The organism is Neisseria sp. HMSC056A03 (genome assembly GCF_001815685.1).
Taxonomy (GTDB): domain Bacteria; phylum Pseudomonadota; class Gammaproteobacteria; order Burkholderiales; family Neisseriaceae; genus Neisseria; species Neisseria subflava.
Map to the genome: position 1 here is coordinate 14,489 of NZ_KV821641.1, position 12,347 is coordinate 26,835.

A 12,347-nucleotide genomic window follows, 5' to 3' on the forward strand; every position below is an offset into this window, starting at 1 on the left:
AAGGCCGTCTGAAATTCAGACGGCCTTTTATCTTTCGATTTATTCTGATTTTGGCATTTCATAACCGGGACAGTTTTGCTTGTCGCTGCTTGCCCAGATGATACCGCTGTCGTTGTAATAAACGGTACAGGTTTCATTTGCGTTGGTTTCTTTGTTAGGCTCTGCCTTCAAAATATAACCTGAATCGGAAGGTTCACCTTCAAAACCAATATTAAAATATTGATTCTGCTGTAAATTTTTATCAGAAAACCCTACAAATGTACTTTTTTGAGTGTAGTAGCGTTCGAGCTGTTGGGCGTTATGAAGCATCTGCGTGCGGACGGCGGCAAGGCGCGTTTGGCGGATGTAGTTTTGATAAGACGGATATGCGATGGTAGCAAGAATGGCTGCAATCACAACGACTATCAGCAGCTCGATAAGCGTGAAGCCTTGTTGGTGTTTCATTGTAGTTATGTCGTAAATAATTAGAATAAGACGTGGATATTATAGTAGTTTTCTTGCGGCTTAAATGTTCAAATTCGGTGGGAGTTTGGGAATTTATGTAAATGAGGTGCAAGTTCTGAAAAATGTTTACTGCCCTTTATTTTTTATTTCAATAAGTTAAACTTCAATTTGAGCCGACCGTCTCTTGGTCTGACTTGGTCTTTACAGTAAAATCCAGTTGTTTTTTATTTCTATCAATACATCTGTTGCTTGTCTGCGACGTTATTTTATTGAATTGGTTCCTTTTATATGTCTAAAGTTTTCAAGTGGGCGGCCGGTACGGCTGTTGTGGTAGCAGCGGCTTTCGGCGGCTGGTCTTTGATGAAGCCTGAGCCTCAGTCTTCTTTTATTACAGAAGTGGTCAAACGCGGCGATATCCGTCAAACCGTGTCGGCAACCGGCGAAATCTCACCTTCCAATTTGGTATCCGTAGGCGCGGAGGCTTCAGGCCAGATTAAAAAACTGTATGTGAAACTGGGCCAACAAGTGAAAAAAGGCGATCTGATTGCGGAAATCGACTCAACCAATCAGATCAATACCTTAAATACCGAAAAATCCAAACTGGAAACCTATCAGGCAAAATTGGTTTCTGCCGAAATCGCGCTTTCCAGTGCAGAGAAAAAATATAAACGCGAACTTGCCTTATGGAAAGAACAGGCAACTTCCAAAGAAGACTTGGAATCTGCACAAGACTCTTTAGCCGCAGCCAAAGCGAATGTTGCCGAACTGAAAGCCTCCATCAAACAATCAAAAATCTCCATCAATACGGCCGAATCCGAACTGGGCCATACACGGATTACCGCCACCATGGACGGCACTGTAGTCGCCATTCCTGTTGAAGAAGGCCAATCCGTCAATGCGGCGCAATCTACGCCAACCATCATCCAACTGGCTAACTTGGAAACCATGCTCAACAAAATGCAGATTGCCGAAGGCGACATCACGAAAGTTAAAGCCGGTCAGGATATTTCGTTCACCATTTTGTCCGAGCCGGACACCCCGATTAAAGCGAAATTGGACAGCGTCGACCCCGGCCTGACCACCATGTCTTTGGGCAACTACACCAGCAGCACGGACACGACTTCCAATGCAATCTACTACTATGCCCGCGCCCTGGTGCCGAATAATGACGGCAAGCTCTCCATCGGCATGACCACTCAAAATACGATTGAAATCAACGGCGTGAAGAATGTCTTACTGGTACCGACACTGACTGTGAAAAAACATAACGGCAAATCATTTGTCAGCGTTTTGGGTACAGACAATAAAGCTGTTGAGCGTGAAGTGACTGTCGGCTTGAAAGACAGCATGAATACCGAAATCAAAAGCGGCTTGAAAGAAGGCGAAAAAGTGATCATTTCTGAAATGAGCGCAGATGAAAAGAATAAGAGCAGCGAACGCGCGATGATGGGTGGCGGCCCTCCTCGCTGATTGATTAAGGCCGTCTGAAAGATTTGGCTGTGTTTCAGACGGCCTTAGTTCCTATGTTTCTATTTTTCGCCCGGAAAGATTATGAGTTTAATCGAATGTAAGAATATCAACCGTTTTTTCGGTAACGGTGAAAACCGTGTGCACGTATTGAAAGATGTCAGCCTCTCTATTGAGAAAGGCGACTTTGTGGCGATTATCGGCCAATCCGGCTCGGGTAAGTCGACACTGATGAATATCTTGGGCTGTCTGGATACCGCCACTTCCGGCTCTTATCAAATCGACGGCATCGAAACATCGCAAATGCAGCCGGATGAGCTGGCGGCTTTGCGCCGTGAGCGTTTCGGCTTTATTTTCCAGCGTTACAACCTGTTAAGCTCGCTGACTGCCCGAGACAACGTCGCCCTGCCTGCCGTATATATGGGCATGGACAGTAAAGAGCGTGCGGAACGTGCGGAAAAACTGTTGGGCGATTTGGGTTTACAAAATAAAGAAGGCAACAAACCCAGCGAACTTTCCGGCGGTCAGCAACAACGCGTTTCGATTGCCCGCGCGTTGATGAACGGCGGCGAAATCATCTTTGCCGACGAGCCGACCGGCGCATTGGATACCGCCAGCGGTAAAAACGTGATGGAAATCATCCATAAGCTGCACGAAGACGGGCATACCGTGATTATGGTCACCCACGATCCGGGCATTGCGGCAAACGCAAACCGCGTCATCGAAATCCGCGACGGTCAGATTATTTCGGATACGTCTAAAAATCCCGATATTCCGCCAAGCAAAGTAGAACGGATTAAAGAAAAAGCTTCTTGGTCGTTTTATTACGATCAATTTATGGAAGCCTTCAAAATGTCGGTGCAGGCGATTATGGCGCACAAAATGCGTTCGCTGCTGACCATGCTGGGGATTATCATCGGTATCGCTTCGGTGGTATCGGTAGTGGCACTGGGTAATGGCTCGCAACAAAAAATCTTAGAAGACATCAACTCGATGGGTACAAACACCATCAGTATCTTCCCCGGCCGTGGTTTTGGCGACCGCCGCAGCGGACGAATCAAAACGCTGACGATTAATGACGCAAAAGCCATCAGCCAACAAAGCTACGTCGCCTCTGCTACCCCTCAAACCAACTCCAACGGCACCTTGACCTACCGCAACACCGACCTGACCGCCTCGCTTTACGGCGTGGGCGAACAATATTTCGATGTGCGCGGTTTGAAATTGGAAGAAGGCCGTCTGTTTGATGATGACGATGTAAAAACCGATGCACAAGTCGTCGTTATCGACCAAAACACCAAAACCAAACTCTTCGGCGAAGGCGTCAATCCTTTAGGCAAAACCATCCTTTTCAAAAAACGCCCGCTAACTGTCATCGGCATTATGAAAAAGGATGACAACTCGTTCGGCAATTCCGACTCGCTGATGCTTTGGTCGCCTTATACAACGGTCATGCACCAAATTACCGGCGAGAGCCATACCAACTCCATCGTTGTCAAAATCAAAGACGATGCCAACACGCAAGTTGCCGAAAAAAGCCTGACCGAGCTGCTGAAAGCACGCCACGGTACAGAAGATTTCTTTATGAACAACAGCGACAGCATCAAAGAAATGGTTGAAAGCACAACCGGCACCATGACGCTGCTGATTTCTTCCATCGCGGTCATCTCTTTGGTGGTCGGCGGTATCGGCGTGATGAACATCATGCTGGTCTCCGTTACCGAGCGCACCAAAGAAATCGGCGTCCGCATGGCAATCGGCGCACGCCGCAACAATATTTTGCAACAGTTCCTGATTGAGGCCGTCTTAATCTGTATCATCGGCGGCCTGTCAGGCGTATTGTTGTCCGCAAGCATCAGCTTGGTGTTCAACTACTTTGTCACCAACTTCCCGATGAGCATTTCCATGACTTCCGTCATCGGCGCGGTGGTCTGCTCCACCGCCATCGGCGTCGCGTTCGGCTTTATGCCTGCTAACAAGGCTTCCAAGCTCAACCCGATTGATGCGCTGGCTCAGGATTGATTATGTTTCAGACGGCCTATTATCTTAGGGCCGTCTGAAATGCTTTTACCCGAAAGATTTTTATGAAGACGAAACCTTTTTCCCAAGCAGCCTTATCATTGGCTGTTGCCCTTGTCCTAAGTGCGTGCGCTGCACCTAAAGCCAATCCGAACCTGACACTGGAAGCAACCGGCCAAGTCATGAGCGCGGCGGAAACTGCCGAACGCTACGATGTAAACGGCAACTGGTGGGAAATCTACCAAAGCCAGCAGCTTAATGCGCTAATGGAGCAGGCACTGGCGAACAATGTCGATTTGAAACAAGCCGCCATCAGCGTCAACAAAGCTTTGTATCAAGCCAATATTTTGGGTGCGGATTTGGTACCTTCGTTCAGCGGCTCGTTGGGCGCGAACGCTTCTAAAAACCTGAAAACCGGCAGCCACGGCAATACCTTCAGCAGCCAGCTTGGTTTGAGCTACGAATTGGATTTGTGGCGCAAACTCAGTGCCACTGCCGATGCACAGGTATGGGAATACCAAGCCACGCATGAAGACATGGCTAACACACGCCTGACTTTGATTAATAATGTCGCCGATGCGTATTTCAATATCGCCTATCTGAACGAAGCCATCGAGTTGGCGCAAAAATCGCTGAAGCAATATCAGGAAATCAACCGCATTGCGAATGCCAAGTTCCGCTACGGCCGGGCCGACTCAAGCCAGCCGACCCAAGCCAAACAGTCATTGCTGAGCGCGGAAAACAGCCTATTGTCTTTGCAAAACAATTTGGATACGCAAAAACAGGTTTTGCGTAATTTGTTGAATTTAAGGCTGTCTGAAAACATGGCCGCCGATCCGGCACAATTCCGCCTGCTGCCTGTCAAAGGCGTGAACTTGGACGTACCGATTACCGTTTTGGCCAACCGCCCCGACCTGCGCGCCGCCGAATACCGCCTGCAATCCTCGCTCCAATCCGTCGAAGCGCAAAAACGCAGTTGGTATCCCTCGATTACATTGGGCGCGAGCTTGAGCACGTCGTCTGAAAAAGCCAAAAGCACGTTCAATATCCCGCTCTTGGGCGGCTCCGCCACCATCAACCTGCCATTCCTCAACTGGCAGACCATGAAATGGAAAGACAAAACCGCCCAAGCCAATTTCGAAAGCGCCAAACTCGACTTTGAAAAAGCCCTGACCACCGCGCTGAACGAAGTCAACACCAACTACCTCGCCTACCAAAACGCCCAAGCCGCGCTCAACAACCAAGAGCAGCGTTACGCCTTGGACAAGAAAAACAGCCGCTACTACCAAGTGCGCTACCAACACGGCAAAAACGAGCTTAAAGACTGGCTGGAGGCTTTGAATACGGAATACAGCTCGGCCCAAAATCTACTGAACCAACGCTATGAAGCCTTGAAATACGAAAATATGGCGTATAAAGCCATGGCGGGACGTTATACGCCGAAATAGCATTTTCAGACGGCCTTTGGTTAATTTCCGTCAACGGCCGTCTGAAACCATTCAAGCAACTGAATTTTCATATATAATCGCGCGTTTATTTGATTTTATCCGGACAACATTATGGCCTTCGCCTCTCTCTTTACGCTTTTGGACGACATTACCGCCGTTTTGGACGACGTAGCGATGATGACCAAAGTCGCCGCCAAAAAAACCGCCGGCGTGGTCGGTGACGATTTGGCGCTCAACGCCAATCAAGTAACCGGCGTATCTGCCGAGCGCGAATTGCCGATTATTTGGGCGGTGGCAAAAGGCTCTCTGGTCAACAAGCTGATTCTGGTGCCACTTGCGCTGTCTCTTTCCGCTTTCCTGCCTGCACTGATTACACCGTTGCTGATGATCGGCGGTGTGTATTTGTGTTTTGAAGGCGTGGAAAAACTGTTGCACAAATTTCTGCACCGCAATGAACACGAAGACGGACACGATGCCGAACCTGAAGTCACAGACGAAAAAACAAAAGTTAAAGGCGCGGTCCGCACAGATTTCATCCTCTCCGCCGAAATCATCATTATCGCGCTGGGCGTTGTTGAAAAATATGACCTGATGACGCGTTCTTTGGTGATGGCCGCCATCGGTGTCGGCATGACTGTGTTGGTCTATGGTTTGGTCGGCATCATCGTCAAACTTGACGACCTCGGTATGATGTTGATGCGCCAAAAAAGCGCCGCCGTACAAGGCATCGGACGCGGTTTGATTTCATTTATGCCTTGGTTTATGCGCGGCTTGAGCATTGTCGGCACGCTGGCGATGTTCTTGGTCGGCGGCGGACTAATCGCCCACAACCTTGGCTTTTTGCACGATTTCCTCCATGCGCAGCATTGGGACAGCGGCATAATGGAACATATCGCCAATCTGGTGGTCGGAGTAGCCGCCGGCGCATTGGCTTGCGCAATCGTCCTGCCTGCAATGAAATTGTTTCAAAAAGACTGATTTTGTTTCCCTGCCGTCTGAAAACTTTTCAGACGACCTCAATACCATTTAAAGCATGAATATTTTCCGTAAACTCGAACAATATTGGCAACATCCGCTGCTTTACTGGCCGCTGGTCATCTTGATTGCCGCCGCAACACCGTTCACTTTCGCCCCGTATTATCATTTCTGGCTGATGCCGCTGTTGTTTGGCGCGCTGATACGCTTGATTGAATTGCGTCCGCGCTTTGCCGTCATGACTGCCTATCTGTTCGGATTAATCGGTTATACGGCGCAATTTTATTGGATACACACTGCCTTGCATGACGTTTCGGGTTTGCCGGATTCATACGCCATCCCCCTCACCTTCCTGCTGCCGGCGTTTCTCGCGCTTTATCCGGCCATCTGTTTTTGGGTGTGGAGAAAATGCAACCTGTCGCGCTGGGCCAAAACCGGCCTCCTGCTGCCGATTTTATGGACGCTGGCAGAATTTGCCCGCGAACGTTTCCTGACCGGATTCGGCTGGGGCGCAATCGGCTATTCCCAAATCATCAAAGACAGCCCGTTGGCAGGCTTCGCGCCTTTGGGCGGCATTCATATGGTTACGCTGGCAACCGCTTTCCTCAGCGCATGGCTGGTGTTGCTGATTGACAACCATGGCCGTCTGAAACACCGCCTGTTGCCCTTATTCCTTATCGTTGTGCTCTGCTCCGTCGGCTACATTTCCCAACAAACCGAATACACCCGCCCCGACGGCAGCACCAGCACGGTTGCCCTGATTCAAGGCAACATCGAGCAAAATCTGAAATGGAAGGAAGAACAAATCATTCCGACCATTCAGAAATACTACGAACAAATCAGCAAGACCAGTGCCGACATCGTCATCCTGCCTGAAACCGCCCTGCCGCTGATGCGTCAAGACCTGCCCGAAGGCATCTTGGAACAATTCGCCGAACAGGCGCAAAGCAACGGCAGCGCATTGGCCATCGGCATCAGCCAATATACGCCCGACGGCAACGGCTACGAAAATGCAGTCATCAATTTGAGCGAATATCACAACAGCACTTCCGATGTCATCCCCTACTACGCCAAGAACCACCTCGTTCCATTTGGCGAATACAAGCCCTTGCCCACCATTACCGAGCGTCTCTATAAAATGATGGATATGCCTTTGGCCGACTTTCAAAAAGGCGGCGACAACCAAGCACCTTTGGTGATGAAAGATCAAAAAGTAGCCTTCAATATCTGTTATGAAGACGGTTTCGGCGACGAACTCATTGCAACGGCGAAACGCTCCACCTTGCTTGCCAACATCAGCAATATGGCGTGGTATGGCAAATCCAATGCCATGTACCAGCAGCTTCAACAGTCCCAAGCGCGTGCAATGGAACTGGGCCGCTACATGGTTCGCGCCACCAATACCGGCGCGACCGCCATTATTTCCCCTAAAGGTACGATTGTTGCCGAAGCCCAACCGGATACAGAAACCGTCCTCGAAGGCCACGTCAAAGGCTATATCGGCGAAACGCCTTATATGAAAGCAGGCGGCTCCACATGGCTCATCAGCATTTTGGCCGTTATCAGCGTATTCCTTATCCTGATTGGCCGGAAGAAACTAGAATAAAAAAATTTTTAAGACCTTGTTATACAAGTTCTTTTTTATTATCAAAACTATTTACATACAGAAATGTTTGTAATATACTTATCCAAAACCTAGCAAATCACTCAAATTTTCTAAGACAATCAACCCTTGCAATTTAAGCAGTAAAAACTATTGAATCTATCGTTAATTTACAGAAAAAATCCAACCCATAACAAAACAAACCACAGGCAATGTTATACTGCTTGTCACACAATAAACAAAAAGCCGTTTTCAGACGGCCCAATCAAGGAGAGCATCCTTTATGAATAAAGCTTTTGCATTACCCGTTATCCACAGCGGCAACGGTAGCCTCGAGCAATACATTCATACTGTCAACAGCATTCCCATGCTTACCGCCGAAGAAGAAACACAACTGGCCGAACGTCAGCAAAAAGGCGATCTCAACGCCGCCAAACAGCTTATTCTGTCCCATCTTCGCGTCGTCGTATCCATCGCACGTGGCTACGACGGCTACGGCCTCAACCAAGCCGACCTGATTCAAGAAGGCAATATCGGCCTGATGAAAGCCGTCAAACGCTATGAACCAAGCCGCGGCGCGCGCCTGTTTTCGTTTGCCGTGCATTGGATTAAAGCCGAAATCCACGAATTCATTTTGCGCAACTGGCGTTTGGTCCGCGTTGCCACCACCAAACCGCAACGCAAACTGTTCTTCAACCTGCGCAGCATGCGTAAAAATCTGAATGCCTTGTCTCCAAAAGAAGCGCAAGAAATCGCTGACGATTTGGGCGTCAAATTGTCCGAAGTCTTGGAAATGGAACAACGCATGACCGGTCACGACATCGGCATTATGGCAGAAAACAACGATGACGAGGACAACTTCGCCCCTATCGACTGGTTGGCCGACCACGATGCAGAGCCTAGCCGCCAGTTGTCCAAACAGGCCCACTACGCCCTGCAAACCGAAGGTCTGCAAAATGCCTTGGCGCAATTGGACGACCGCAGCCGCCGCATCGTTGAAAGCCGCTGGTTACAAGACGACGGCGGTTTGACCCTGCACGAATTAGCAGCAGAATACGGCGTATCTGCCGAACGCATCCGCCAAATCGAAGCCAAAGCCATGCAAAAACTGCGCGGTTTCTTGGCAGAAGAAGCAGAAGCCGTTTAAGCCTTTCATTATAAAAAGGCCGTCTGAATCTTTTCAGACGGCCTTTTCGATGGCAAACCTTATTGTATCTTCTCCCCCAACACATTCATTTTAAAGCCCACTTAAGCTATAATACCCACCACACACACTACCCAGTCATACCATAACCATGCAACTTACCGTCGTCGGACTCAATCACCAAACCGCGCCCTTGAGCATACGCGAAAAACTGGCATTTGCAGCTGCAAATTTGCCGGATGCCGTGTCCAACCTCGCGCGCAGTGAGGCGGCGGAAGAAGCAGTCATTCTTTCTACCTGCAACCGAACCGAGCTCTACTGCGTCGGTGAAACTGAAAAAATCATCGACTGGTTGGCGCAATATCATGATCTGCCTGTCGAAGAAATCCGCCCTTACCTCTATACCTTGGATAACAATGAAACCGTCCGCCACGCCTTCCGCGTCGCCTGCGGTTTGGACTCCATGGTCTTGGGCGAACCGCAAATTCTCGGTCAAATCAAAGATGCCGTCCGCGTTGCGCAAGAACAGGAAAGCATCAACACCCACTTAAACGCCCTGTTTCAAAAAACCTTTGCCGTTGCCAAAGAAGTGCGTACCGACACTGCTGTCGGCGAAAACTCCGTCTCCATGGCTTCTGCATCGGTCAAAATGGCAGAGCAAATCTTCCCTTCCATTTCCGATCTGAACGTCCTCTTTATCGGTGCAGGCGAAATGATTGAGCTGGTGGCCACTTATTTTGCCGCCAAAAATCCCAAGCTCATTACCGTTGCTAACCGTACACACCAGCGCGCGCAGGAATTGTGCGACAAACTCGGTGTCAACGCCGAAGCCTGCCTGCTGAACGAATTACCCGATATTCTTCACGATTACGACGTGGTTGTTTCTTCCACTGCCAGCCAACTCCCACTCGTCGGCAAAGGCATGGTCGAGCGCGCATTGAAAAAACGCCACAACATGCCTGTTTTCCTGCTGGATTTGGCCGTTCCGCGCGATATCGAAGCCGAAGTCGGCGAATTGGAAGACGCATATCTCTATACCGTAGACGACATGATGGACATTGTCCAAAGCGGTAAAGACGCGCGCAAAAAGGCAGCGGCAGCGGCTGAAAGCATGGTGGAAGAAAAAGTCAGCGAATTTATCCGCCTACAGAAAAACCGTCAAAGCGTTCCACTTATCCGCGCCTTGCGCGACGAAGGCGAACGTGCGCGCCGCCAAGTATTGGAAAATGCCATGAAGCAACTGGCAAAAGGCGTGTCGGCCGAGGATGTCCTCGAACGCCTCTCCATTCAGTTGACCAATAAACTGCTCCACTCTCCGACACGCACGCTCAATAAAGCCGGCTCGGACAACAGCGAATTAATCGATGCCGTGGCGCAGATCTACCATTTGGATCAACACGACTGACCACAATGTAAAGGTCGTCTGAAAGAAGCGAACCGACCGACAGGTCATATCCCAAAGTTTTCAGACGGCCTTAAAACAATAAAATCCCAATCATTATTTTTTCATTTAAAATGAAATGCTTGAAAAAAAACCGTTAAAGTGTAAAAATCCTACCTTATACATTTAAACAGCATTCAAACAATAAAACTGCCTGCCGGCTCAAACGCATGCCGACAATACAATAGGCACCGGCAAAAGGAACTTTCGTGAATATTAAAACAAACACATATCTGGCCCTTGCTGTCCTCTCAGCTTCCCTTCTTTCAGGTTGCGACAAAGTCAGCACCTTTTTCGGTAAAGACGAAAACAAAGAACTCGTCCAACGCATAGAAACCAATACCGATGACGGAAAAGTCGGTATGTTGCTGCCCGACTTCGCCCAACTGGTGCAAAACGAAGGACAGGCAGTCGTCAATATTCAAGCGACACCGGCAAAACGCACTGCGACACCGGATGACGACCACAGCATGGACCTGAGTCAATTCCCCGACAACGATCCATTTTACGAGTTCTTCAAGCGCCTTGTTCCCAATATGCCCGACATGCCGCAGGAAGATACTGAAAGCGACGCTTTGAATTTCGGTTCCGGCTTCATCATCAGCAAAGACGGCTATATCCTGACCAATACCCACGTGGTTGCCGGCATGGGCAATATCAAAGTCCTGCTCAACGACAAACGCGAATACACAGCCAAACTGGTCGGCTCAGATGCCCAATCCGACGTTGCCCTCTTAAAAATTGAGCCGCAAGAAGACTTGCCGGTTGTCAAAATCGGCAATCCGAAAGATTTGAAACCGGGCGAATGGGTAGCCGCCATCGGCGCGCCTTTCGGCTTTGACAACAGCGTAACCTCCGGCATCGTCTCCGCAAAAGGCCGCAGCCTGCCGAATGAAAACTACACGCCGTTTATCCAAACCGACGTTGCCATCAACCCCGGTAACTCAGGCGGCCCATTATTCAACCTCCGCGGCCAAGTAGTCGGCATCAATTCGCAAATTTACAGCCGCAGCGGCGGTTTCATGGGCATTTCATTTGCCATTCCGATTGATGTTGCCATGAATGTGGCCGAACAATTAAAAGCCAACGGCAAAGTCCAACGCGGTCAATTAGGCGTGGTTATTCAAGAAGTTTCTTATGATTTGGCCAAATCTTTCGGTTTGGACAAAGCAAGTGGCGCACTGATTGCCAAAATCATGCCGAACAGCGCAGCACAACAAGCCGGTTTGCAGGTTGGTGACATCGTGCGCAAAGTTAACGGCGAAGAAGTCCGCGCTTCCAGCGATTTGCCTGTTATGGTCGGCTCGATTATGCCGGGCAAAGAAGTGACTTTGAGCATTTGGCGCGGCGGCAAACAAACCGATGTCAAAGTCAAACTTGGCAGCGCAGCCGAGCAAACGGAAACTTCTGCAAAAGAAGCCGAACACCCACAACATGAAGGCAGCCATAACGGATTTACCGTTGAAAACGCAGGCGTTACCCTGCAGGTTGAAAACGCAGACGGCAAACAACGCTTAATCGTTCTGCGCGTTAGCGGAGCGGCCGAACGTGCCGGCCTCAAACGCGGCGACGAAATCATTGCCGTCAGCCAAATCAGCGTCAATGACGAATCCACTTTCCGTAGCGCATTGGAAAGCTCAGGCAAAAACGTACCGCTTTTGGTACAACGCGATGGCAATACTTTGTTCCTCGCACTAAATCTGCAGTAGTCCGATTTTTCAGACGGCATGATGATGTGTTAGATGATAAAATACCCATCTGTCAAAGGCGGTGGGTATTTTGTTATCCGCCTTCCAATTTAGGCCG

At 49.4% G+C, this 12,347-nt stretch carries 9 protein-coding genes; 8 read left to right on the forward strand and 1 reads right to left on the reverse strand.

Features of this window, described 5'->3' with window-relative positions:
- Positions 1 to 39: 39 nt before the first annotated feature.
- On the reverse strand, positions 40 to 444 hold the full coding sequence (locus tag HMPREF3052_RS07020) for a type IV pilin protein (protein WP_070749314.1): 405 nt from the start codon (positions 442 to 444) through the stop codon (positions 40 to 42).
- 288 nt (positions 445 to 732) lie between these two features.
- Between HMPREF3052_RS07020 and HMPREF3052_RS07025 the strand changes: the two genes are divergently transcribed.
- From HMPREF3052_RS07025 to HMPREF3052_RS07060, 8 genes are all read left to right on the forward strand, one after another.
- On the forward strand, positions 733 to 1,914 hold the full coding sequence (locus HMPREF3052_RS07025) for an efflux RND transporter periplasmic adaptor subunit (protein ID WP_070749315.1): 1,182 nt from the start codon (positions 733 to 735) through the stop codon (positions 1,912 to 1,914).
- Positions 1,915 to 1,995: 81 nt separating this feature from the next.
- Positions 1,996 to 3,933 carry a MacB family efflux pump subunit gene (locus HMPREF3052_RS07030; protein ID WP_070749316.1) on the forward strand — a complete coding sequence of 646 codons (1,938 nt, stop codon included), beginning with the start codon at positions 1,996 to 1,998 and terminating at the stop codon, positions 3,931 to 3,933.
- 62 nt (positions 3,934 to 3,995) lie between these two features.
- Positions 3,996 to 5,378: an efflux transporter outer membrane subunit gene (locus HMPREF3052_RS07035; protein WP_070749317.1), complete on the forward strand. Its 1,383-nt coding sequence runs from the start codon at positions 3,996 to 3,998 to the stop codon at positions 5,376 to 5,378.
- A gap of 111 nt (positions 5,379 to 5,489) precedes the next feature.
- Positions 5,490 to 6,356, forward strand: coding sequence for a DUF808 domain-containing protein (locus HMPREF3052_RS07040; RefSeq protein WP_070749318.1), 867 nt, complete (start codon positions 5,490 to 5,492; stop codon positions 6,354 to 6,356).
- A 55-nt stretch (positions 6,357 to 6,411) separates the two neighbouring features.
- Positions 6,412 to 7,959, forward strand: a complete 1,548-nt coding sequence (gene lnt / locus HMPREF3052_RS07045) for an apolipoprotein N-acyltransferase (protein WP_070749319.1) — start codon at positions 6,412 to 6,414, stop codon at positions 7,957 to 7,959.
- Between the two features lie 280 nt (positions 7,960 to 8,239).
- A complete protein-coding gene (rpoH, locus tag HMPREF3052_RS07050; protein ID WP_004519690.1) occupies positions 8,240 to 9,103 on the forward strand; it encodes an RNA polymerase sigma factor RpoH in 864 nt (287 codons plus the stop codon).
- Positions 9,104 to 9,251: 148 nt separating this feature from the next.
- A complete protein-coding gene (gene hemA / locus HMPREF3052_RS07055; protein ID WP_070749320.1) occupies positions 9,252 to 10,505 on the forward strand; it encodes a glutamyl-tRNA reductase in 1,254 nt (417 codons plus the stop codon).
- Positions 10,506 to 10,750: 245 nt separating this feature from the next.
- Positions 10,751 to 12,250 carry a DegQ family serine endoprotease gene (locus tag HMPREF3052_RS07060; protein ID WP_070749321.1) on the forward strand — a complete coding sequence of 500 codons (1,500 nt, stop codon included), beginning with the start codon at positions 10,751 to 10,753 and terminating at the stop codon, positions 12,248 to 12,250.
- Positions 12,251 to 12,347: the final 97 nt, after the last annotated feature.

What these genes read in the sequence shown, in the direction of transcription:
- HMPREF3052_RS07020 (WP_070749314.1), bottom strand. Translation starts at nt 444, where the DNA reads ATGAAACACCAACAAGGCTTCACGCTTATCGAGCTGCTGATAGTCGTT.
- HMPREF3052_RS07025 (WP_070749315.1), top strand. Translation starts at nt 733, where the DNA reads ATGTCTAAAGTTTTCAAGTGGGCGGCCGGTACGGCTGTTGTGGTAGCA.
- HMPREF3052_RS07030 (WP_070749316.1), top strand. Translation starts at nt 1,996, where the DNA reads ATGAGTTTAATCGAATGTAAGAATATCAACCGTTTTTTCGGTAACGGT.
- HMPREF3052_RS07035 (WP_070749317.1), top strand. Translation starts at nt 3,996, where the DNA reads ATGAAGACGAAACCTTTTTCCCAAGCAGCCTTATCATTGGCTGTTGCC.
- HMPREF3052_RS07040 (WP_070749318.1), top strand. Translation starts at nt 5,490, where the DNA reads ATGGCCTTCGCCTCTCTCTTTACGCTTTTGGACGACATTACCGCCGTT.
- lnt (WP_070749319.1), top strand. Translation starts at nt 6,412, where the DNA reads ATGAATATTTTCCGTAAACTCGAACAATATTGGCAACATCCGCTGCTT.
- rpoH (WP_004519690.1), top strand. Translation starts at nt 8,240, where the DNA reads ATGAATAAAGCTTTTGCATTACCCGTTATCCACAGCGGCAACGGTAGC.
- hemA (WP_070749320.1), top strand. Translation starts at nt 9,252, where the DNA reads ATGCAACTTACCGTCGTCGGACTCAATCACCAAACCGCGCCCTTGAGC.